Source organism: uncultured Methanobrevibacter sp. (genome assembly GCF_902801725.1).
In the GTDB taxonomy this organism is placed as follows: domain Archaea; phylum Methanobacteriota; class Methanobacteria; order Methanobacteriales; family Methanobacteriaceae; genus Methanocatella.
Genome location: NZ_CADCJB010000005.1, coordinates 29,422 through 51,883 on the forward strand (window position 1 = coordinate 29,422; position 22,462 = coordinate 51,883).

Here is a 22,462-nt window from a genome sequence, read left to right on the forward strand (position 1 = left end):
GTTTAATTGATATTAATTAATACATATTCGCATTTTGCTTCGTTTCTCATAGGCCATCCCCATCCGGTTAAACCAGATGATACGATTTGTTTCATATCTCCAATTTCATACTCTCCATAATTTAAACGACCTGATAAATTGTATAGTGTTCCATAAGGAAATACTTGTCCTCCATGTGTATGGCCTGAAAGTTGCAAATCAACATGCTCTTGGGAATTCTTTTCATATTCAACAGGTTGGTGGTCCAATACTACAATATATTTGGACAAATCACTTTCATTAAGAATTTCATTTACATCAGTTCTATTGATTGAATCTTCCCATTCGGCATCACTTCTTCCAGCTAAAACAATGTCATTATTGATAATAATTTTGTCATCATTCAATATTTTAATTCTATTTTTCTCAATGGATTGATTTAGGTCACTGTCTGTGAATGTCCTATTTCCGTTTTCATAGTCTGTTGTATATGGTTGTCGGTCATGGTTTCCAAAGATGTAATATGTTCCATATGTTGAGTTGATTTTTCCTAATTCCTTAAATATTTCTTGCATGTCCTCTTTGGTAGTTCTTTCATCAACAATATCTCCACCCAAAACAACAATGTCTGGTTTTAAATTATTCATTTTTAAAATGCTGTCCTTGACTAATTGAGTATTCTGAACAGTTCCATAATGAACATCACTAATGAAAAGAATGGAATAGGATTCATTGTCAATTTTATCTGTTGTCAAATTATATTCGGTTAGTTCAATATGGTTCATTCCATAAACACTGCCAGAGATAATGACTGTAAAGATAATATGGCTAGCAATCCCTTTTTATGAATATTTGGAATAAAATTCATGTGTTTTTCTTTAATTAAATATTTTTGAATTATTCTTATTAAATCAGCTATTAAAGATGAAATAAATAAATAAAATATTGAACTTAATAAACAAAAAACTGAAAATTAATTTGGCAATTAAATTTTAAAAATTAAAAAGAAAAATGGGATATGTCATACAAGTATAGTAATTTTGGTTTTTGGAAATGATGATGTTTTGTTTAATGGAATAATTTTTGTAAAAATATAACAACGTTTATATACTAAAATAACATATGTTATAATTGTATAACATCAGTTATAATTATTTTTTTAGGTTTACCAAAACATTTATATATAAAAAATAACTATTGTTATATAGTGAATATAACACGTGATATATTTTACTGAAATTCAATAATTAAGGTGATTATTAATGACAAATAATAAAGATTACGGATTAGCAACATTAGGTGTACGTGCAGGACAAACTCCAGACCCCGCAACTGGGGCTCAGGCAGTTCCAATTTATCAGACTACTTCATATGTATTTAAAGATTCAGATGAAGCTGCAAGAAGATTCGCCCTTCAAGAGTTTGGTCAAATTTATTCCAGACTCACCAACCCTACCAGTGATGTATTTGAAGCAAGAATTGCTGCTATCGAAGGCGGTAACTCAGGTCTTTCAACATCAAGTGGTCTTGCAGCAATTTCATATGCAATATTAAATGTGACTGAACCTGGAGACAATATTGTATCTGCAGACAACCTTTACGGTGGAACTTACCAGTTATTCAACTACACTTTCAAAGACTTGGCAAGGGATGTTAAGTTTGTAAACTCACAGGACTTGCAGGCTTTTGAAGATGCAATCGATGAAAAAACAAAAGCAATCTATGTTGAATCAATCGGAAACCCAAAATTGGATGTTCCTGATTTCGAAGCACTTGCGGAAATTGCTCATTCACATGATATTCCATTGATTGTGGACAATACTGTTGGTGTAGGACTTGTCAGGCCATTGGCACATGGTGCTGATGTTATTGCAGCATCTGCAACCAAATATGTTGGAGGTCATGGTACTGCAGTTGGAGGATACATTGTGGACTCAGGTAAATTCAATTGGGGAAACGGCAAATTTGCAAACTTCACAAAACCTGATCCAAGTTACCATGGATTGGTCTTCTGGGATGCATTCGGTGATGTTCCTGAACTTGGAAACATTGCATTTACTGTAAGGGCAAGAGCAAGACTTTTAAGAGATCTTGGAGCAACTCAAGCACCCGTACACAGCTTCATATTCCTGCAAGGATTAGAAAGCCTTGATGTACGTGTAAAAAGGCACTCTGAAAATGCTCTAAAAGTAGCTAAATTTTTAGAATCACATCCTAAAGTTAAATGGGTAAATTACCCGGGACTTGAATCTCATCCTACCTATGAAATCAACAAAAAATACTTGAAAGACAATTTTGCAGGTATTTTAGGATTTGGTGTTGAAGGTGGAGAAGAAGCAGGAAGAAAAGTAATTGAAAAATTGGAATTATTCTCAATACTTGCAAATATCGGTGATGCAAAAAGCTTAGCGATTCACCCTGCAAGCACAACACATCAGCAATTGACTCCTGAAGAACAGGAAGCAACCGGCGTAACACCGGACTTCATAAGACTTTCCATTGGTTTGGAAGATGCTGATGATTTGATTGAAGATTTAAGTCAGGCGTTAGATAGTATCTAGTTACTATCTAATCACTTAAAACATATATACTTAAAAATTTTTATTAAATAAAAAAGACAATTGGGAGATAATGAAATGTATTTAGATAACTCAGCAACTACTCAAGTTAGTGAGGAAGTATTTGAAGAAATGAAACCATTTTTCATAGAAGAGTTTGGAAACCCTTCAACTCTTTATGGGATTGGTCGTGAATCAAAAAAAGCATTGGATTTGGCTCGTCAGAGAGTGGCTGATGCCATTAATGCAAAACCTGAAGAAATAATTTTCACAAGCGGAGGATCAGAATCCGATAATCTTGCCATTAAGGGAATAGCTTTTAAATTATCTAAAAAAGGTAAACATATTATTACTACCAATATTGAACATCCTGCAGTAAAAAATACTTTAGGATTTTTAGAATCCCTTGACTTTAAAGTAACTTATTTGCCTGTAAATGAAGAAGGTATCATCAGTGTTGAAGACTTAAAAGAAGCAATAACTGATGAAACAATCTTGATTACAATTATGCATGCAAATAATGAATTGGGTACTATTCAACCAATCGAAGAAATTGGTAAAATCGCTCGTGAAAAAGGTATTAAATTCCACACTGATGCCGTACAAAGTTTCGGTAAAATTGAAGTTGATGTTGAGAAATTAAATGTAGATTTACTTTCTTTATCTTCTCATAAAATTAACGGTCCAAAAGGTGTTGGAGCTTTATATATTAAAAAAGGAACTCGTGTTGTTCCGCTCATCCATGGCGGAGGTCAGGAAAAAGGAATTAGGTCCGGAACTGAAAATGTTCCTGGAATTGTTGGATTTGGTAAAGCATGCCAATTAGCAGCAGAAAACCTCGATGCACATTACGAAAAGTTATCTTCAATTCGTGATGAACTTATTGAAAAAGTACTAACAACCATTCCTGAAGCTTACTTAAACGGATCTAAAGAAGCTAGATTACCTAATTTGGTTAATTTCAGATTCAAAGCTATTGAAGGTGAATCTTTAATTCTTTTATTGGATGCTAAAGGTTATCAGGCATCTACTGGATCTGCATGTTCATCCAATACTTTGGAAGCATCTCCAGTATTGACTGCATTAGGTCTCGACCCAGTTGATGTACATGGGTCTTTAAGAATATCTTTAGCACCTGAAAGCGATACTTTTGATGTTGATGAATTTGTTGATACAATTGCAGAAGCTGTAGAAAGATTAAGACAGATGTCACCATTATGGAATCAGGAATTGGATTATGATGGTGTAATGTGTAAAAAAGATCATGATGACTGTAGGAGATGTTAATTATGGATTATTCAGAAAAAGTAATGGACCACTTTGCAAACCCAAGAAACTGTAGACTGATGGAAGATGCTAATGGAGTTGGAACTGTTGGAAACCCAACATGCGGAGACTTAATGACCATTTACATTAAAGTTAATGATGATGAGGTTATTGAAGATATTTCATTCCAGACTTTCGGTTGTGGAGCAGCTATTGCAACAAGCAGTATGATTACTGAAATTGCAGTAGGAAAAACAATAGATGAAGCATTGCAAATTTCAAGAAATGATGTTGCAGAAGAATTGGATGGTCTTCCACCAATTAAAATGCACTGTTCAAATCTTGCAGCTGACGGACTTCAGGCAGCAATTGAAAACTATAAGGAAAATAATCAATAATAATATATACTTTGTTAAATAAACTATCTTTAAATTATATAAAGGAGATGTTTAATATGGCAAAAATATTAAAATGTGACGACTGTGGAAGCATAATCCAAGTTTTAGTTGAAGATGACGGTGATGCATGCGATTCACACATGCTTGCAATCCCAGTACAAACCGAAGGAGATAAATCTCCAAAACACAAACCTGTAGTTGAAATCGATGGTGACAAAGTAACCGTTAAAGTCGGTGAAGCAGCACACCCAATGGATGATGACCATTACATTCAATTTTTAGTTGTTGAAGCTGGTGCTGAACAATATGCAAAATGCTTCAAACCTGGTGACGTTGCAGAAGCAACTTTTACTGTAAACTCAACTGATGATATTAAAGCATTAGCGTTCTGTAACTTGCACGGACTTTGGTCCAGTGAATAAACTTAAAAAAGGGAGTATCACTGATGCTCTCAATTTATATCTTTTTTTCGAAATTCAATTATTTGAAAGTTTAAGGGCATTTCTTTCATAACAAATTTTAATAATGTCTTATTATATAATTTATAATGTGTCTAGTTATATCAAATTGATAATTTTTATTTTAGCTTTGCTTATTATTTCAGCAGCTGTTGTGTTAATTGATAGTTCTGTGGATAATATTAATAAAACCATGCCAGAAATAAGTGATTCCATTGTCAATGGAGATAAGGAGTATAATGAAGCAGTCACATTGGTTAATGAAAAAAGCTTTTATGAGGGAATGGGCAAAGTGGAATCGGCAGGAAAAAATTATAATGATAGTCTGGAAAAGATTCAAAGTATTAAAAATAGGTTTTCCAAGGATTTGAATGAGGTTCAAAACAAATACTTTGACACTATCATTAAAGAATTGGACTTGAAAATACAGGCTGTCGATAAATTCAAAGAAGCTATAGATTGCTTTGAAGTAAATTCAAATTACACCGGGTCCAATTATGCTTTTGAAGCTAATGATTTAATGTATAATGCTACTCAGTATCAGCATGAACGTGATGAGATGGTTAGAGATAATCCAAAATTATTTAAATAAGAGAGGTTTTGATCTTGAAAACTAAATGTCCAAAATGTAAAGGAATTGGTTCTGTAGTTGTGGACTATAAGGAATGTGATGCTTGCGGAGGAACAGGATATGAAGATGATGCATTTGATGTAGGTAATCATTTTAAAAGTGTTAACAATAATGCAAGAGCTAAATTTGATTTAGGCGGTGAGCAGGATATCCCCTGCGAAGCATGTAATGGAAAAGGCCAGGTGGAGGTTTATGAAGACTGCCCCCACTGTAAGGGTACAGGCGAAATTAATGTTTGCCGTGACTGTGGAAAATTAATAGATGAAAAATATGACGTATGTTCTGATTGTCAGGAAAAAAGGAAGGCTAAGAAAATGAAGCATGATGAATATGTAGCTCGTGAAAATCAAGTTAGGAATGTTTATATCCTTGATTCTTTATGTAAAATGAGCGATATCGACAAAGATAAATTATACAAAGGAAAAATTACTAGAATTGAGCGTTATGGTGCTTTTGTCACTTTAAACAATAATGTTTGGGGATTGATGAGAGGCGATGTCTCTGAATATAATGTTGGAGATGATGTTATCGTATTTATAACAGCAATCAAATCAAGAGAAGGAAAAATTGATTTGGCTCCTGCATATGTTAATAAGTATAAGCTGATAAAACTAACAAAATCATTCCCAAGAACTCTCATTAGTCAATTAGAAGCTAAAAAAGGAAAAATGGTTCGTATTGATGGTGAAGTTCAGCAAATCCAACAGACTTCCGGACCTACTATTTTTACAATTAATGATGAGTCCGGCGTGAGTGAAGTGGCCGCATTTGATAAGGCCGGAGAAAGGGCATATCCTGAAGTGGAAGTTGGGGATGCTGTCCAGGTTTTAGGGGATGTTAACGAACATGGTGGAAAAACACAAATAGAGTCATCTTCAATAACAAAATTAAGTCCACAACAAACTGAGAAGCTACATGCTTTGATAGATGATGCATTAAACAAAAGAGCTGAACCGAATGATGTTGATTTCTTGGTCAAAAGTGATGTTTTAAATAGGCTTAAACCTAAGATGAGAGAAGCTGCCCGCAAAATAAGAAGGGCAATTCTTGACGGAAGAACAATTTTGCTTAGACACCACAATGATGCAGATGGAATTTGTGCAGGTGTTGCTATGGAAAAGGCATTGATTCCACTGATTGAATATGCAAATCCAAGCAATGATGCTCAATATTATTACTTTAAAAGATCTCCAAGTAAAGCTCCATTTTATGAACTTGAAGATGTCGTTAAAGATTTGTCATTTGCATTGGAAGACCAGGAAAGGCATGGTCAAAAACTGCCTCTTATAGTTCTTTTGGACAACGGTTCTACTGAAGAGGATATTGTCGCTTTGATGCAGGCCAAGATTTATGACATTGAAGTCGTCGTAATAGACCACCATTCTCCAGGAGAGCTGTTAACCACTGAGGAAAGGGATGGTGAGATAATTGGAGCAACAGTTGCCGTTGATGAATATGTTGATACTCATGTAAACCCATATCTTGTTGGTGGAGATTCACAATTGACTGCAGGAGCATTGGCAACAGAAGTCGCACATATCATAAATCCTGAGATAAGGGATGTAATTAAACATCTTCCTGCTGTTGCGGCATTGGGAGATCATGCAGAATGTGGTGAAGTTTACCAATATCTGCAGTTGGCCAGTGAAAAAGGATTCACCAAAGAACATTTGGCTAAGATTGCCGAATGTGTTGATTTTGAAGCTTATTTTTTAAGATTCATGAATGGTAGAGGAATAATGGACACTATTTTGGCTGTTGATAATTTGGATAAGCATGAAAAGATGATTGATGCTTTATATAAGGAATATCTAAAAAGAGTCGATACACAGCTTAAGGCAGCACTTCCGAATATTAATAAAACTCAATTTGAAAACGGTATATATTTCAATATTATAGATGTTGAAAAGTATGCGCATAAGTTCACATTCCCTGCCCCTGGGAAAACCTGTGGATTTGTCCATGATAGGGTTATCAAGGAATTAGGCGAAGATAAGCCTATTGTTACATTAGGTCACGGTCCTGATTTCGGTGTATTTAGGGCAACTGATGCCGTAAATGAACAATATGGATTCAATGTAAATGATATTGTTTCAGTACTTGCTGAAAGAGTCCCTTCAGCAGGAATTGATGGTGGAGGCCATGAGTGTGCAGGTTCCATTAAATATATTGAGGGGCTTAGTGAAGATGTTTTATCAGAGTTGATTAAAGAAATTAAGGCCATGACTAAAAACTAATGTGCAGATTCAGATATCATGATTTTGGGAAATTATTGTAAGGATTGCGGTCATAGAATACGTATTAACGAACCGTTCTGTCCAAATTGTGGCTGCAAAACAGGTTATTCAAAAAAGGATGATTTGTTAGTATTTTCACCGCCTGTTCATGATATTGGTTTTTTTGATTTCAGCATTGATTTTTCACCGTATATCGAAAGCGCTCGAAAAGATTTTCAATATGAAATTTGCTCTTGCGGATATTTGAATGAGGCTGATAATGAATATTGCTATATGTGCGGTGCCAAAAGGTCTCAAAGTAGGTTATCTAAATTATTAAAAAATAAATCTAAGCCTAAATTCAAATTTGGGAATATGCTGTGTGAATGTGGACATGTAAATCCAAAGGATAATCTATACTGTGAAATGTGCGGAAAGCAGATTCGTCATAATCCAAATCAAAGTTATGATAACTATAGTAATTTTAATTTGGAATTTGAAGATTCAATATTCTGTTTTTGTGGTGAAGAAAATGAGAAGTTTTCACAATTCTGCAAAAATTGCGGTCTGCCTCTGATAAACTATGGTCCATCAAAAGACATCTCAATTTTATGCACATGTTCCACAATTAATGAAATCACATCAGATTACTGTATAGAATGCGGTTCGAGTTTAAAGAATGAAAATTCTATTTTTATATGTATATGTGGTCATAAAAATAAGGGCGGAGCCAAATTTTGTGAAGTGTGTGAAAGACCTTTAAATCCCCAAAGGGTAATCAAGTCTAAATTGATATGCTCCTGTGGTGAAATTCTAGATTGGAATACTGATTTTTGCCATAATTGTGGAAAAAATATCAGAAGGACAATCATTGCTAAAACTTCAATCAATAAAACAGTAAAGAACATAAAATCTATTTTGAGGTAATGTTTCATGAAATCCTGTGACATATGTGGTACCTTGAATTTTAAGGAAAATAATTATTGTATTCACTGCGGCAATAAGTTAATTCTCGAACATATCTGCCCTCATTGCGGGGAAGATAATCCTGATGCTGCAAATTACTGCATAAGCTGCGGCAATCAGATTAATCCTATTGTAATAGATGATTTTGATATACTGTTCAGCGATTATAATAAAAAACTTCTGCTGAATGCTGAAATCAGCAATAGGGAATATGCCAGAATGCTGTCCAATATTTTTGCAAGAGCTGAATATTCCACTATTTATGGAAATAGTGTCAAAGATAAAATTTTAAGTTTGGCTAGTGTTTTTACACAATGCAAACCAAAGTCACGTGGAATTGAAAGAGGATACATTTTTTTAGGAAATTGCATATATTATGATGACCGCTTAGATGATTCCGTTCAAATTGCAACTTTAATTCATGAATTGGCTCATTATCTGTTATTTGATATTATAGAGCAGTTGCTGTGTCGAATTTTCAGAGTAAAAACTTCATCTACACTGCAGAGTTTTGTCTGGTTTTTCCTAACCCTTCCAGAATTTAAAATAATGAATGAATATTGCGCACATACTGTTGAGGGAAGATTTATTCCATATGGTTATCAAAATTACGGGTCTTTCAACAGTTTAATTGGGCAGAATAATTTTGATAAAAATTCTTTGGATGATATGGTTGTTTTTGGAAATACTTTCGCCAATGAAATAATAGTCTATCTGGAAAAGTATATTGATGCCAATTTAAGGGAAGAAATTAAATTGCAATACAAAAAGGATATGAAGAAACCGGCATATGATTCTCTTCAAATTGAAACAAATGATTGCTTATCATTGTCTATTAAAAACAGAGTTCTGCTAAAATTATTGTACGATATTTTAAAATTAGCATCGAATGATGATGTTCGTGAAGAGTTGGAAGATATAAAAAGAGGGATTGAGTTGGATTAGTCTTTTTCTTTGTCTTCTTTATCTTTGATGGTATCTAATACTTCTTTACCGGTGTCTGTTAACCTGTATAATCTACCTTTTCGGGCTTCTTCATTTATACATTCAACAATTTCTTTACTTTTTAACTCACTTAAAACCTTGGAGATATGGTTAGTCCTGATACCACTATCTTTTGCAATGTTTGTTGGAATTTTAACATCGTCTCCAATTGATTTCAATGTTTTTTCCCGATATTTAGAAATTTGAACATATGAAGTCAATTTCAAAAGTTCATCATTATCCTTTGACATAATAAAATATATTATATTTTATGTTATAAAAGTTTTATAACATATTACTAATTTTATATAACTATTTTAAACACCTATTGGATTTACATATCCTATTTTATGGGCTGTTAAGTTTTGTTTGTCAAAATAAGTAAATTAATATATATCTTGTGTTAAAAATAATAGTAACTAAAATAAATTTTGTTGTTTAAAATGAAATGTGAAAAATGTGGTTTTGAAAACAAGGACAATGCTAAATTCTGCACAAAATGCGGTGAAAAGTTAGGTTTGGATAAATCAGGTTCTCAAGTTCAAAGTTCTGGCAATTCCAAATATGTCATTGGATTATTGGTTGTTATAATAGTTATTCTTGTTGCTGTAATCGGGTTTTATGCATTTGGTATGAATTCCAGTTCAACAGGTGATGTTGCAAGCGATTCATCCAATGCAACTCAAAGTGACAGTTCAAGTGGATCAAGTGAAACTACTCAGGAGGAATCTTCTTCCAAAACAAAATCCTGGGAGTCTATTGGCAGTTATTCAGGTTCAGGAACAGGTTCGAAGACTGTAAGCGTTCCATCGGGTAAGATTATGGTAAAATTTTCATCATTCCCAATTAAAAATTATGCAGATAATCATTTGCATGTATCAGGTTCAAATGGTGCATCCGGCGGTGTCGATTGGGGACCAACCAGTGATGTGGAAACAAGGTCTGATTCATTTGAGTATACTTCTTCAAGTTCTGAGACTTTTACAATCGATTATTATGAAACAGTTAGTTGGGAAGTTGAATTCTACCGCTACCAATAAATTATTAATATGCTAAATAATAAACTATTTAGTATGTTTTTTGATTTAAACATTAAAGGAAGTAGCTTGGAGAATAACTTGATATTAGCGGAGCAAGCTTCTCAATATGGATGGAACCATATTAACTTTTCATATAGTCAGGATGATTTTTCCAATGCATTGAAGTTCAAAAAAGAATTGTTGAATGAATTGGAAGATAAATTATCCTTTGATTATACATTGGAGATTAAATCAAATAATCCAAATGAAATAAGAAAGATTACCAATAAATTCAGAAAAAAATCTTCATGTATTTCAGTTGTAGGTGGGGATTTGAAAGTGAATAGGGCCACTTTAGAAAATATAAAGATAGATGTTTTGTCAAGGCCCTATCTGCGACGTTTTGATAGTGGAATTAATCATGTACTTTCCCGTGAAGCTGCAGATAATAATGTAGCTATTGAATTGTGTTTTAAGGATGTTTTGAAAAGTTATCTCTCATACAGATCCAAAGTGATTTCTAATTTTAAAGATATTTATACATTATACAGAAAATTCGATTTTCCGTTGATTCTTTCATCAAGAGCGGAATCTGTTTTTGATATTAAGACTACTCATGACTTTATTGCGTTTTTTAAACAGACTGGATTGAATGATGAGGAAATAGAAAGATCATTCACTGCTGCTTCAGATATTTTGGAATATAATGGAAATCGAGATAATCTAATTTTTAAAGGAGTAAGGAGGGTTGACGATGGGTCTTAAGGTTCTTCCACCAACCCTTAGGAAAAACAACAGGTATCTGGCAGTGGATATCAAGATTGATTCTCCGATTGCTAAGGATGATTTCGTTTCAATAGTTTGGGATGCATGCGTTAAGTTTCAGGGAGAACTTAATGCGTCCAATTTCAATTTATGGGTCATGCGCTTCTATGAATCCGAAAGATGGGATGGTTATTATACGTATAAAGCGATTGTCAGATGTCAAAGGGATTACGTCGAAGAGGTAAGGTCATCTTTGGCTTTGGCAAACAGATATAAAAACGGCAGAATTTCAATTTCAACAATCGGTCTTTCCGGAACAGTCAAAGCTTCACATAAATTTATTTAATAACTTTTTGTTATTTTAAAATAGAAAACTTTATTAATAATATATATTATATATATCAATTGAATTTATGGAAAATGTGTAAAAAAGTATTTTAATAAACTACTTCGTAGTGATTAAAAGTAATTGCCATTCATGGAGATTGGTTTTATTTTTTATGTTGTTGAATTTAAAAGTTAATTTTTATTAAAATATTTATAGAAAATATGAGGTATTAATATGCAACCTTTACAAAATGCAGGATATGATAGGGCTATTACTGTATTTAGCCCAGATGGAAGACTTTTCCAAGTAGAATATGCAAGAGAAGCTGTTAAAAGAGGAACTACATCAATAGGTGTAAAAAGTTCCGAAGGTATTGTTTTAGCTGTAGACAAAAGAACTACTTCTAATTTGGTTGAAGCTTCATCTATTGAAAAAATATTTAAGATAGATGAACATATTGGAGCAGCTACTTCTGGTCTTGTAGCAGATGCAAGAGCTTTAGTTGAAAGAGCAAGAGTAGAGGCTCAAATCAACAAGATTACATATAGTGAACCTATTAGAGTAGAAAGCTTATCTAAAAAATTATGTGATATGCTACAGTTATATACTCAAAATGGTGGAGTAAGGCCGTTCGGTTCTGCTTTAATCATAGGTGGAGTATATGATGATAAATGTAAATTATTCGAAACAGATCCTAGTGGAGCATTAATTGAATACAAAGCAACTGCTATTGGTTCTGGCAGAGCTGCTGCTATGGATATTTTCGAAGAGGAATATGTTGATGATATCACTTTGGATGGTGCTGTAAGACTAGCTATTAACGCTATTCATGAAGCTACTGACCATGAAACTACTTCAAATAATGTTGAAATTGCTGTTATCAAAAAAGAAGACGGCAAATATAAAAAGCTTTCTCATGAAGATGTACAAAAATACATAGATGAACTGTTAGCTGAAGAAGAGGAAGCTGAAGATGAAGTGGTTGAATCCGAAGAAGATTCAGAAGAAGACGAAGAATAAATTTTATAATTAGTTAGGGGATGTTTCAATGGTAAATGTTGATGAAGCTATTATCGCTAAATACGAATACTGTGGTGAACATTTTGAAATATTGGTTGACCCTGATTTAGCAGCTGATTATAGAAATCCTGATGGCCCTGATGTTGCCATTGAAGATCTTTTAGCTGTTGAAGAAATTTTTAAAGACTCCAAAAAAGGAGACAAAGCTTCCGATGAAGCTATGAATAAAATTTTTGAAACTACTGATCCTATTGAAGTTTCTAAAATTATACTTGAAAAGGGAACTGTTCAATTAACTGCAGATCAAAAAAGAAAGATGCAGGAAGATAAGCGTAAGTTAGTTATTAGTAAAATTACTAGAGAAGCTATCAATCCTCAAACTGGTTTACCTCATCCTGCCCAAAGAATTGAAAATGCTATTGATGAGGCAAAAGTTAAATTTGATCCTTTTACTTCAGTTGATCAACAGGTTCAATCTGCTTTAAAAGCTATCAAACCACTTATTCCAATTAGGTTTGAGAAAGTTAAAGTTGCAGTAAGGCTTCCAGGTTCCGCCGCAGGAGGTGCTTATTCCGTTATTCACGGATTTGGTGAAATCATAAATGAAGAATGGCAACAAGACGGTTCTTGGATAGGCATTGTTGAAATGCCTGGTGGTCTTCAGGACTCATTTGCTGCAAAGATGGCGGAAATTTCAGGTGGAGAAGCAGAAACTAGAACTATTAAATAATAAATTAATTTCAACTTTATGGGATTATTATGATATATGTGGAAAATAAAGATTTGGTTATTCCTGGACAAGTGTTGTCCGATGACGAATACTATTCAGGAAGGGGTACCTTTAAAGAGAATGGTAAAGTTTGTTCTTCTTTAATGGGACTTGTTTCTTTAAGGAATAAGAAGATTAGGGTTATTCCTCTCAAAAGTAAATATGTTCCTAAGAAAGGAGATGTTGTAATTGGTAAAATTAATGACGTTAGATTCTCAATGTGGGATGTAAATATTAATTCACCTTATTCCGGAATTTTACCTGCTTTTGAAGTGTTTGGTCGTGAGAAAAAAGAACTCAACAAGGTATATGATGTTGGGGATGTACTATTTTTAAGGGTTGTCGATGTTGATGAAATCAAAAAGGCGAAACTTGGTTTAAAAGGAAGAGGAATGGGTAAATTTAAAGGAGGAATCATTGTAGATATTGCTCCAACTAAAGTTCCTAGATTGATTGGTAAAAAAGGTTCAATGATTAACATGATCAAGGATAAGACTAACTGTAAAATTGTCGTTGGTCAAAATGGTCTTGTTTGGGTCAAAGGTGACGAAGACATGGAACAACTTACCAAGGAGATTATTCATTTAATTGAGGCTGAAGCTCACACTTCCGGTTTAACAAATAAAATCAAAAACAAATTATATTTAGCTATTGATGGTGAATTGCCACCTGAAGAAGTTGAAGAAACTGAAGAGGAATTTGTTTTGGAAAAACCTAAACTTCAAAATTTTAAAGAAGAGTTAGAGGAAGAAGAAAAAGAAGCTGAAGAAAATAAAAAAGAAAAAGAAGATAAACCTAATATTGCTGAGGTAATTGAAGAATTAAAGAGAAAAAATAAGAAGGACAACACTTTATCTTATGGTGACAACTCAAATAATTCTTTTATCTTAAATAATAAATGATGATTATTGGTTCTTCGTATATTTATTGAGGTTGATATGATGTCAGAAATGATAAGAAAAGATGGTAGGAAGTTTGATGAATTACGTCCTATAAAAATTGAAGCAGGAGTTCTTGAACGTGCAGACGGTTCAGCTTATTTGGAAGTTGGAGGAAACAAAATTTTAGTTGCTGTTTATGGACCAAGAGAATCATATATCAGAAGATTATTAGAGCCTAATACTGGTGTAATTAGAGTTAGATACAATATGGCTCCATTTTCAGTAGATGATAGAAAAAGACCAGGACCTGATAGAAGGTCATCAGAGATTTCTAAAATTACTGCTGATGCATTAAGGCCAGCATTAATGTTGGAAAATTATCCTCGTTCAATGATTGATATTTATATAGAAGTAATTGAAGCTGAAGGAGGAACCCGTTGTGCAGGAATTACCGCAGCTTCCGTTGCTTTGGTTGATGCAGGAATACCTATGAAAGATATTGTTGTAGGTTGTGCTGCAGGTAAGGTAAATGATGAAGTTGTTCTAGATTTATCTGAATATGAAGATAAAGAAGGTCAGGCTGATGTTCCATTAGCTATCATGCCAAGAACCGGTGAAATTACATTATTACAAAGTGATGGTAATTTAACCGAAGAAGAATTTGCAAAAGCGATTGACTTAGCTATGGAAGGATGTCTTGAAGTAAGCAAGCTTCAAAAAGAAGCTTTAATGAAAAAATATTCTACAGAATAGTGGGTGGATAATATGGATATAGTACCAGAAATTACAAGACAAAGTATTACTAACCTTGTCAAAAATGATAAAAGAGAAGATGGCAGGGAATTAAATGAATATAGGGATATTTCTATTGAAACTAATGTTATCTCTAAAGCTGAAGGTTCTGCTCGTGTAAAAATTGGTGGAACTCAAGTTATCGTAGGTATTAAACCACAACTTGGAAGCCCATTTCCAGATACTCCTGATCTTGGAGTTTTAATGACTAATTGTGAAATGTTGCCTATGGCTGATCCTAATTTTGAACCAGGACCACCTAGCGATGATTCAATTGAACTCGCACGTGTAGTTGACAGGGGTATTCGTGAAAGTGAATTGGTAGAATTGGATAAATTATGTGTTGAAGAAGGAAAACACGTTTGGATGCTGTTCATTGATTTGCACATCATCGATAACTGCGGAAACCTTTTCGATGCATGTGAATTGGCTGTTATGGCAGCTCTTAAATCCACTAAATTGCCTGTTGCATCTATCGTTGATGAAGAAGTAGTTCTCAGTGAAGAAGAAACCTTTGATTTACCAATTAACAACGAATTAGCTTTATGTACTTTTGTTAAAATTGGTGACAAGATGGTTTTAGACCCAACATTGGATGAAGAAAGAGTAGCTAGTGCTCGCTTAAATGTTGGTGTTACTAAAGATGGAAGAATCTGTTCCATGCAAAAAGGCGGTTCTCAACCATTGAACAAAGAAGAACTTCTTTCTGCTGTTAATGTAGCAGTTTCAAAAACAAAAGAATTAATAGAACATCTTTAAATGTCTTCTGGACGATTTAGATTTCTAAATTCTTTTTTTAATATTTTTTTATTATCAATTAAAACAAATTTTGTTGTTATTTTTTCTATTAGTCCTTTGATGTGAAGTGTATCTTCACTTATTAATTTTTCAATTTCAGAAATTATGTTCTTATTATATATTGAATGCAATGGTTCTGAAGTTTTTAGCTTGTTTTCATTGTCGTGATAGGGGACAATGGCCTGATAACCTTCAGTTATTTCATTAAAAATAGTTTTGATATATTTTTTTGTAACATACGGACTGTCACAAGGTAAGATTAACGAGTATTGGCTTGAAATATTTTCAAGTCCTGTCATTATTCCTGGCATAGGACCCTTGTTTTTTATCTTGTCCTCAACAAATTTTATCCTGTAGTCGTAATCTTCTGGGTTTATGAATTGATTATATTTGTCAATTCTATTTTTGTCATTTAAAACGATTACAGCTTCATTGATTTCGTGGTTTAAAGTAGAAAGAATATGTTTAATCATAGGTTTCTTTTGAATAATCATCGAACCTTTATCTTGACCCATTCTCCTACTTTGTCCTCCACATAAAATAATGCAAGATTTAATATTTTCACTTTTTTTAATTTCACTACTCATATTAAATCTCTCCCAAATGTCTATTTTACATATACGTCTGCGTCTTCATCAAATGGATTTGTACGTATAATCAATGCAATCATGTAAGGGTAATGTTTATTGAGGTATCTTAAGTAATAAACCCATTCATAAACGAGTTTGTTGTATACCCTTTGCATATCTCCATTCAAATGTGCAAAATCAGTATCTGTAACTAAACTTAAGTCTTTTCTGTGTTCTAATTCTTCATCTAAATGAAGAATAGCATTGATTAATCCGGTAAATTCCTCTTTTTCAAGTAGATTTGGATTGTTTATCAAATTGATAATAAACTCTCTTTTGTTGGAAATGAGGTCTCTCAAGTTTTCCAAAAATTCTTCTCTGTTTTCCGGAGAAATTTCTGCCTGAAAATCAAGACTGGTGCTCTTAAGTTCTTTTAGTTTGTTTTCATAGTCTTTATCATCCCAATTTTTGATGGATTTTAAATTTTCAGTATTTGCCTTATATTTGTTGGCATGGCTGAGCTGGCTTATCAGGTCATTTCCAACCTCAGAAAAGAATGTGCTCATGAGCATATCCAATTTTTCAAGTATTGCTTCTTTTTCTTTCTTTTCGATAATTTCATCAAGTACGAACGCAACAATTAGAATATCCACCGGAATGAAACCTAAATGAGTCCAAACATAGGATATAATGTGTTCACCATCACCCAATACCAGATAGTTTGATCCATATATTATAATAATTAGGATAACCATCAGTATGGAAAATTTGATTTTCCATTTTTTATGTGAATCCATATTTTAATCTCCAATTTATCTTTTTTTGGCGGTTATTATCGCTATCGGATTTTCGCTTATCATCATTACCCCACGGTCAAGGACTCTTCCATTTGAAATATTGACTTCCATGATTTTAGGGTTATAGTTAAGTTCTTTAAGCTTATTTACAGCTTCAATTTTGGTGTCAACTAAAATTGCCGTAATAATAACTCTGCCTTCTGAATTAAGTTTTGAATCAATGATATCCAAGATATTTTCAAGTTCTCTACCACTACCTCCCACAATAGCGATATCAATATTGTCAATATCTTTCAGGGCATTTGCCCCATTATCATTTATTAATGTGACATTGTCTCCAAGTCCAAACTTTTCAAGATTTTTTTTAGTAATTTCAATAGCTTCGGGATTTGTGTCGATTGAAATCACTTCTTCTGCTCTTTGTGAAAACTCGCAGGTAATCCCTCCGGTTCCACATCCGCAGTCAACAACCTTGTCAGTATGTGAAACTTCAGATTTGTATAATATTATAGCTCTTATAGCTTCTTTTGTAGGTCCTGGAACATCACAGGATTTGATAAAATCCATATCTTCTAACATTTACTCCCACCTTTTGAATAGTTCATTTTCGATTTTCAAAGAATCCAATATCTTTCCAACAATAAAATTGACCTGGTCGTCAACCGTATCATGCGCCGAATAAAATCCAGGCATTGCCGGTAGGATAACGGCTCCTTCTTGTGATAATGTTAGCATATTTTGTAAATGAATGCTTCTAAGCGGAGTTTCACGTGGTACAATAACGGTTGGCCGTCTTTCTTTTAAACTAACGTCAGCCACTCTTGTAATGGTATTGTCTCCATATCCGTTAGCTATTGATGATAAGGTTTTCATTGAACATGGAACAATAGCTAAAGCGTCTGCCTTAAATGAACCGCTGTTGATTGAAGCAGTCAAGTCATTGAAATTATAGTAATTATCAGCGATAGCTATAATGTCTCCCACTTTATATTCGGTTTCTGATTCGATGACCGTTTTTGCAGCATCGCTTATTACTAAACCACTTTCAATTTCTAATTCTTTTAAGGCTTTAAGTAATCTTATTCCGTATATTACTCCGCTTGCTCCGGTAATTGCAACAACTATCATGATATCTCCTAGAATAGTTTAATCTGATCATAATGAATTCCATGGAATTTTTCTTTATCGATTTCCGGTAAATCCATGTATTGTTCTAGTTTAAATTTCTCAAATTTTGGTTTTTCTGATTCTGGAACATAAACGCTGATGTCTGGAATATTGAATCTTGCCTTGCTCAATGCTGAAATGATATTTGATATTTCTGTTAATGGATATAGCTTGCCGTCCAAATCGACCTGTGTTTTCATTTCATCAAAACGGGGATATGCTGCAATGTTGATGAACACATAATCCTTGTCAATATCATAGTCTTCAGCAATTTCCTCTTCAGCTTTTCTAAGTTCTTCGTTTTTGATTTTATACATTTTTTCTGGAATTTTAAAGTTATCCAATCTGATGGTTTTAACTCTTTTTAGCAGTTTCCTATTGTCCAATCTTGACATTATTTCATTTGTAAATTCATTGTCGCAGTTTCTAAATATTGATACAATGTCATTATCGTCATATTTGTAGATGTCCTTTTCAAGGATTATTCCATCATCAATTACTTTTTTAAGGCTTCTTCTAAACATGGAGTTAACAATTCTGGTAGTGTGGTGCTGGTATACGCTTGGATACATGAAATATCGTGATACCAATGCTCCTTCAGCAGCCTGCACTCCTTTGATGTTTAGTATTAAACCGTCCTCTAATTTCAGATTGGATATTATTCTTTCATAGTCGATAACTCCGTAAGCCACTCCGGTATTGTGGGAATCCCTTAAAAGGTAGTCCATTCTGTCTACGTCAAGCTCTCCGGATACAATGGGGCCAAGGTGTCCTTTTCCATTCACGATGTCGACTATATCATTGACATCAAATCTTTCTTCAAGCAAATCTCTCATTGATGTTTGGGTAACCACATACTTTGTTAATTCTTCATGCGGCATTGAAAGCACTCCTTCTGAAACATGTGAAAACGGACCGTGTCCTATGTCATGTAAAAGTGCTGAAACTCTAATAAGTTCAATTTCATCGTCGTCAAGGCCAAGTTCTGTTGCCAACTTTGATCCAAGATACATGGTTCCGATGGAATGTTCAAATCTTGTATGGTTGGCTCCGGGATAAATCAAACTGATTAAACCAAGCTGTTTTATTCTCCTTAACCGTTGAAATTGTGGCATATCCATTATCTGCTCTTCAAATTTTGTTAGGCTGATGTCTCCATATACACTGTCCCTGATAAATTTTTTCTTTTCGCCCATCTTATCATTGCTCCACATAAGTTTCTACAAAGTAGTTGTTTGAATAATCCAGATATGAATTGGTATGATTTGTATAATTATCATAGCTGTAAGTGTTATTTGTCGTATTAGTGGTATTTGTGGTATTTTTAATTTCGATTATGGTTGGCACTTCTTCGATATTGTTTGGTTCAAATGAATCGTTTTCAATCGGAATTAATTTATATGAGTCAGTTTCTTCTTTGATTGTTAAATTTGCAAAAGAACTGCTGATGCTAAATGAAACAATAGCAATTATTAAAAATACTATTAAATTAGCTTTTACTGAGTCTTTCATAATAACACTTTTTTTGTTTTTTCAATTAATCCGTTATAAATATGTTAATTTATACTATTATTATTTTTCTTTGTATGTGATATTTAATACTTGTTAAAAAGTCTTTGTTTTTGTTTTATTTTTCGTTCAAATTTTTTTGGGAAAACGTTTTTGAACATTGTTTATGTTTTTTTAATTTTTTCAAAAATTTTGTTTTTGATTTAATTGTTTGGTATTTTTTCCATAACATTTATATATCATGGTGATAAATAATCATATGTCGGAACAATACTTCCGACATATTACTTCCGACTAAATGGAGTAATTTTTTTAAATTAATAAATTATGTATGAGTAATGATATAATGGTAGTTTTTAATGCTGGTGATACAGCTTGGGTTCTTGTTTGTACAGTTCTTGTATTGTTAATGAGTATTCCTGCTGTTGCATTCTTTTATGGAGGATTAAGTAAACGTAAAAATGTTTTAAATACAATTTTTTTAAGTTTCATTGCATTTTCAATTGTAAGTGTTATTTGGGTTTCATTTGGTTATCAGTTTGCATTTGGTAGTGACATAAGCGGACTTATAGGAGCACCAACCCATTTCTTCTTGCAGGGAATTGCATTGGATGATTTGAATGGAACAATTCCGACATTATTGTTTGTAATGTTTCAATGTGCTTTTGCAGGTCTGACTGTAGCTCTTATTTCAGGAGCACTGGTCGGAAGGATGAAAACAAAAGCATGGGTAATATTTACTATAGTATGGGCTTGTTTAGTATATGTCCCTGTAGCCCACTGGGTATGGGGAGGAGGATGGTTGATGCAGATGGGTGCACTTGACTTCGCAGGAGGTGCTGTAGTTCATATGAACTCAGGTGCTGCCGCATTGGCTGTCGCTTTGGTACTTGGAAAAAGAAAAGATACATCATTAATTCCACACAACCTAGGTTATGCGGTCTTAGGTGCTGCTTTGTTATGGTTTGGATGGATGGGATTCAATGGAGGATCCGGTCTAGCAGCAGATGGCCTTGCAGCAAATGCAATAATAGTATCAAATTTAGCAGCTGCAGTAGGTTTGATAGTTTGGACAGCATTGGATACTTATGTAGTCGGAAAACCGACAGTACTAGGTGCCATATCCGGTGCAGTAGCAGGTTTAGTTGCAATTACTCCGGCAGCAGGATTTGTTGATGTTCCTGGTGCTTTAGTAATTGGTGCAATAGCCCCATTTGTTTCATACTTTGCAATCTATCGTTTAAAAGCAAAACTTGGATACGACGATGCATTGGATGTTTGGGGAATACACGGAATGTCTGGTATTTGGGGTGCAATCGCTACAGGAATTTTTGCAGTTCCTTCAATAGGGGGAGTTGCAGGATTAATTGCAGGAAACCCTGGACAGGTACTAATTCAGATTATTAGTGTTGTTGCCACATTGGCATATTCATTTGTAATAAGTTTTATACTTGCTAAAGTTCTAGATAAAGCTATGAGTGGTATTAGAGTAGATGAATCCAAAGAAGTTGGCGGTCTTGACACCAATCTTCACGAGGAATCTGCATATAATTTTAATTAGGTGTTAATATGAAAAGTGTTGTTGCAATTATTAGGCAGGAAAAATATTCTGATGTAAAAAATGCCCTTCTTGAAGTTGGATGTGAGGGGATGAATGTTTCTGAAGTTAAAGGAAGAGGAAGTCAAAGAGGCATTAAAGAATCCTATAGGGGATCCAGTTACTGCATAGATTTGATTCCTAAAACACGTATTGAAATTGTTGTCAAGGATGAAGGCGTTGACCTTATTGTTGATGCAATTAAAAAAGCCGCATACACAGGAAATATAGGGGATGGAAAAATATTCATTTACCCTATGGATAATGTAATCAGAATCAGAACAGGCGAAGAGGGGGATAGTGCAGTGTAGTAGTCCCCTTTACGTATGGCATAATGGAAAATGATGCATTTTCTGCATTATTTTCCCTAAATTATATTTCTTTTTTTTTTCAATAGTCAATGATTACTCCGTTAATATCAGAGATGTTGACCCATGTTGTTATACCTTTGAGTTCATATAACGTATCGTTTATGAATTCGTAGTTTATATTCTTGTTATCGCTTTCCAGATAAACTCGATCTCCTTCGATATCGCCGACTCTTTTTATAATTCCGCCGTATTCATCGGAGTTTGCTACAACTATGTCTCCAACGTGAATGTTTTTTGTCTTATTTAAAAGCAATTTTTGTCCGTCCTGCAGTGTTGGAAGCATTGAAGTTCCGCTGACTTCGACAACAACGGGGATTTGGTCTTTTCCAATGCTTGAATCAATGTTTATTTCAGGATTTTTGAAGTTGTGCTTTAGACATATTTCTCTAATTCCATTTTTAAGAGTGGTGATATTGGATGTCGTATCGTTCATGACTTCAAGGGTATAGTTGCAGATTTCTGAATTTAAGCTTTTTGAGTTTGAATTGCTTAATGTGTGGGTTGTTACAGTGATGTTTTCACCGTCTATAAAAACGTCTACGGAATCTTTGGATATATAATTCAGTGCAAAAATAGAAATTAAAATGATAAATATAACAGCTAAAAGAATCTTTTTAGCCATTT

Annotated in this window: 27 protein-coding genes; 18 read left to right on the forward strand and 9 right to left on the reverse strand. The window is 33.7% G+C overall.

The features are described 5' to 3' along the window. Positions 1-2: 2 nt before the first annotated feature. The gene (locus tag QZV68_RS01660) at positions 3-764 is read right to left on the reverse strand and encodes a metallophosphoesterase (protein ID WP_296877969.1); all 762 of its coding nucleotides are present in this window, start codon (positions 762-764) and stop codon (positions 3-5) included. A gap of 477 nt (positions 765-1,241) precedes the next feature. Here QZV68_RS01660 and QZV68_RS01665 point away from each other — a divergent pair, with 477 nt between their 5' ends. The 8 genes from QZV68_RS01665 to QZV68_RS01700 all read left to right on the forward strand — a co-directional run bounded on the left by QZV68_RS01665 (position 1,242) and on the right by QZV68_RS01700 (position 9,417). After that, positions 1,242-2,540, forward strand: coding sequence for an O-acetylhomoserine aminocarboxypropyltransferase/cysteine synthase family protein (locus tag QZV68_RS01665; protein WP_296877971.1), 1,299 nt, complete (start codon positions 1,242-1,244; stop codon positions 2,538-2,540). 75 nt (positions 2,541-2,615) lie between these two features. Further along, positions 2,616-3,824 (forward strand): cysteine desulfurase NifS, encoded by a 1,209-nt coding sequence (gene nifS / locus QZV68_RS01670; protein WP_296877973.1) that lies wholly within the window; start codon positions 2,616-2,618, stop codon positions 3,822-3,824. Between the two features lie 2 nt (positions 3,825-3,826). After that, positions 3,827-4,201 (forward strand): Fe-S cluster assembly scaffold protein NifU, encoded by a 375-nt coding sequence (nifU, locus tag QZV68_RS01675; RefSeq protein ID WP_296803829.1) that lies wholly within the window; start codon positions 3,827-3,829, stop codon positions 4,199-4,201. Positions 4,202-4,257: 56 nt separating this feature from the next. After that, the gene (locus QZV68_RS01680) at positions 4,258-4,623 is read left to right on the forward strand and encodes a desulfoferrodoxin family protein (RefSeq protein WP_296877975.1); all 366 of its coding nucleotides are present in this window, start codon (positions 4,258-4,260) and stop codon (positions 4,621-4,623) included. A 229-nt stretch (positions 4,624-4,852) separates the two neighbouring features. Continuing rightward, complete coding sequence (locus QZV68_RS01685) at positions 4,853-5,251, forward strand: hypothetical protein (protein WP_296877977.1); 399 nt, start codon at positions 4,853-4,855, stop codon at positions 5,249-5,251. A gap of 14 nt (positions 5,252-5,265) precedes the next feature. Next, positions 5,266-7,527, forward strand: coding sequence for a DHH family phosphoesterase (locus QZV68_RS01690; protein ID WP_296877979.1), 2,262 nt, complete (start codon positions 5,266-5,268; stop codon positions 7,525-7,527). 18 nt (positions 7,528-7,545) lie between these two features. After that, entirely contained in the window at positions 7,546-8,433 is an 888-nt protein-coding gene (locus tag QZV68_RS01695) for a zinc ribbon domain-containing protein (protein WP_296877981.1), read from the forward strand. Positions 8,434-8,439: 6 nt separating this feature from the next. Beyond that, complete coding sequence (locus tag QZV68_RS01700) at positions 8,440-9,417, forward strand: zinc ribbon domain-containing protein (RefSeq protein WP_296877983.1); 978 nt, start codon at positions 8,440-8,442, stop codon at positions 9,415-9,417. On the opposite strand, the gene QZV68_RS01705 is transcribed toward QZV68_RS01700, so the two are convergent. Next, positions 9,414-9,707, reverse strand: coding sequence for a winged helix-turn-helix domain-containing protein (locus QZV68_RS01705; RefSeq protein WP_296877985.1), 294 nt, complete (start codon positions 9,705-9,707; stop codon positions 9,414-9,416). The genes QZV68_RS01700 and QZV68_RS01705 overlap by 4 nt on opposite strands. A gap of 192 nt (positions 9,708-9,899) precedes the next feature. On the opposite strand from QZV68_RS01705, the gene QZV68_RS01710 reads away from it, so the two are divergent. From QZV68_RS01710 to rrp42, 8 genes are all read left to right on the forward strand, one after another. Further along, on the forward strand, positions 9,900-10,496 hold the full coding sequence (locus QZV68_RS01710; RefSeq protein ID WP_296877987.1) for a zinc ribbon domain-containing protein: 597 nt from the start codon (positions 9,900-9,902) through the stop codon (positions 10,494-10,496). A 33-nt stretch (positions 10,497-10,529) separates the two neighbouring features. Next, positions 10,530-11,240: a ribonuclease P protein component 3 gene (gene rnp3 / locus QZV68_RS01715; protein WP_296877989.1), complete on the forward strand. Its 711-nt coding sequence runs from the start codon at positions 10,530-10,532 to the stop codon at positions 11,238-11,240. Beyond that, positions 11,230-11,586, forward strand: a complete 357-nt coding sequence (locus QZV68_RS01720) for an Rpp14/Pop5 family protein (RefSeq protein WP_296877991.1) — start codon at positions 11,230-11,232, stop codon at positions 11,584-11,586. The genes rnp3 and QZV68_RS01720 overlap by 11 nt, the downstream gene beginning before the upstream one ends. Before the next feature lie 216 nt (positions 11,587-11,802). Continuing rightward, positions 11,803-12,588 carry an archaeal proteasome endopeptidase complex subunit alpha gene (gene psmA, locus QZV68_RS01725; RefSeq protein ID WP_296877992.1) on the forward strand — a complete coding sequence of 262 codons (786 nt, stop codon included), beginning with the start codon at positions 11,803-11,805 and terminating at the stop codon, positions 12,586-12,588. Positions 12,589-12,616: 28 nt separating this feature from the next. Further along, complete coding sequence (locus QZV68_RS01730; RefSeq protein ID WP_296877994.1) at positions 12,617-13,318, forward strand: ribosome assembly factor SBDS; 702 nt, start codon at positions 12,617-12,619, stop codon at positions 13,316-13,318. A 29-nt stretch (positions 13,319-13,347) separates the two neighbouring features. Next, positions 13,348-14,259, forward strand: a complete 912-nt coding sequence (rrp4, locus tag QZV68_RS01735; RefSeq protein ID WP_296877996.1) for an exosome complex RNA-binding protein Rrp4 — start codon at positions 13,348-13,350, stop codon at positions 14,257-14,259. 36 nt (positions 14,260-14,295) lie between these two features. Continuing rightward, positions 14,296-14,991 (forward strand): exosome complex exonuclease Rrp41, encoded by a 696-nt coding sequence (gene rrp41, locus QZV68_RS01740; protein ID WP_296877997.1) that lies wholly within the window; start codon positions 14,296-14,298, stop codon positions 14,989-14,991. A 12-nt stretch (positions 14,992-15,003) separates the two neighbouring features. After that, positions 15,004-15,789, forward strand: coding sequence for an exosome complex protein Rrp42 (gene rrp42, locus QZV68_RS01745; protein ID WP_296877999.1), 786 nt, complete (start codon positions 15,004-15,006; stop codon positions 15,787-15,789). On the opposite strand, the gene QZV68_RS01750 is transcribed toward rrp42, so the two are convergent. The 6 genes from QZV68_RS01750 to QZV68_RS01775 are packed head-to-tail and all read right to left on the reverse strand — an operon-like array spanning position 15,786 to position 19,873. Next, positions 15,786-16,415, reverse strand: a complete 630-nt coding sequence (locus QZV68_RS01750; RefSeq protein ID WP_296878001.1) for a molybdenum cofactor guanylyltransferase — start codon at positions 16,413-16,415, stop codon at positions 15,786-15,788. The genes rrp42 and QZV68_RS01750 overlap by 4 nt on opposite strands. Before the next feature lie 20 nt (positions 16,416-16,435). After that, positions 16,436-17,194: a hypothetical protein gene (locus QZV68_RS01755; protein WP_296878003.1), complete on the reverse strand. Its 759-nt coding sequence runs from the start codon at positions 17,192-17,194 to the stop codon at positions 16,436-16,438. A 15-nt stretch (positions 17,195-17,209) separates the two neighbouring features. Further along, positions 17,210-17,773, reverse strand: coding sequence for a precorrin-6Y C5,15-methyltransferase (decarboxylating) subunit CbiT (gene cbiT, locus QZV68_RS01760; RefSeq protein WP_296878004.1), 564 nt, complete (start codon positions 17,771-17,773; stop codon positions 17,210-17,212). Next, a complete protein-coding gene (locus QZV68_RS01765; protein WP_296878006.1) occupies positions 17,774-18,322 on the reverse strand; it encodes a UbiX family flavin prenyltransferase in 549 nt (182 codons plus the stop codon). Between the two features lie 8 nt (positions 18,323-18,330). Next, positions 18,331-19,557: an HD domain-containing protein gene (locus QZV68_RS01770; RefSeq protein WP_296878008.1), complete on the reverse strand. Its 1,227-nt coding sequence runs from the start codon at positions 19,555-19,557 to the stop codon at positions 18,331-18,333. A 4-nt stretch (positions 19,558-19,561) separates the two neighbouring features. Continuing rightward, positions 19,562-19,873 (reverse strand): hypothetical protein, encoded by a 312-nt coding sequence (locus QZV68_RS01775; protein WP_296878009.1) that lies wholly within the window; start codon positions 19,871-19,873, stop codon positions 19,562-19,564. 343 nt (positions 19,874-20,216) lie between these two features. Here QZV68_RS01775 and QZV68_RS01780 point away from each other — a divergent pair, with 343 nt between their 5' ends. Together QZV68_RS01780 and QZV68_RS01785 are read left to right on the forward strand one after the other, a co-directional pair. Next, positions 20,217-21,431, forward strand: a complete 1,215-nt coding sequence (locus QZV68_RS01780) for an ammonium transporter (protein WP_296878011.1) — start codon at positions 20,217-20,219, stop codon at positions 21,429-21,431. An 8-nt stretch (positions 21,432-21,439) separates the two neighbouring features. Further along, positions 21,440-21,778, forward strand: a complete 339-nt coding sequence (locus QZV68_RS01785) for a P-II family nitrogen regulator (protein WP_296878013.1) — start codon at positions 21,440-21,442, stop codon at positions 21,776-21,778. A 79-nt stretch (positions 21,779-21,857) separates the two neighbouring features. On the opposite strand, the gene QZV68_RS01790 is transcribed toward QZV68_RS01785, so the two are convergent. After that, positions 21,858-22,460, reverse strand: coding sequence for a S24/S26 family peptidase (locus QZV68_RS01790; RefSeq protein ID WP_296878015.1), 603 nt, complete (start codon positions 22,458-22,460; stop codon positions 21,858-21,860). Positions 22,461-22,462: the final 2 nt, after the last annotated feature.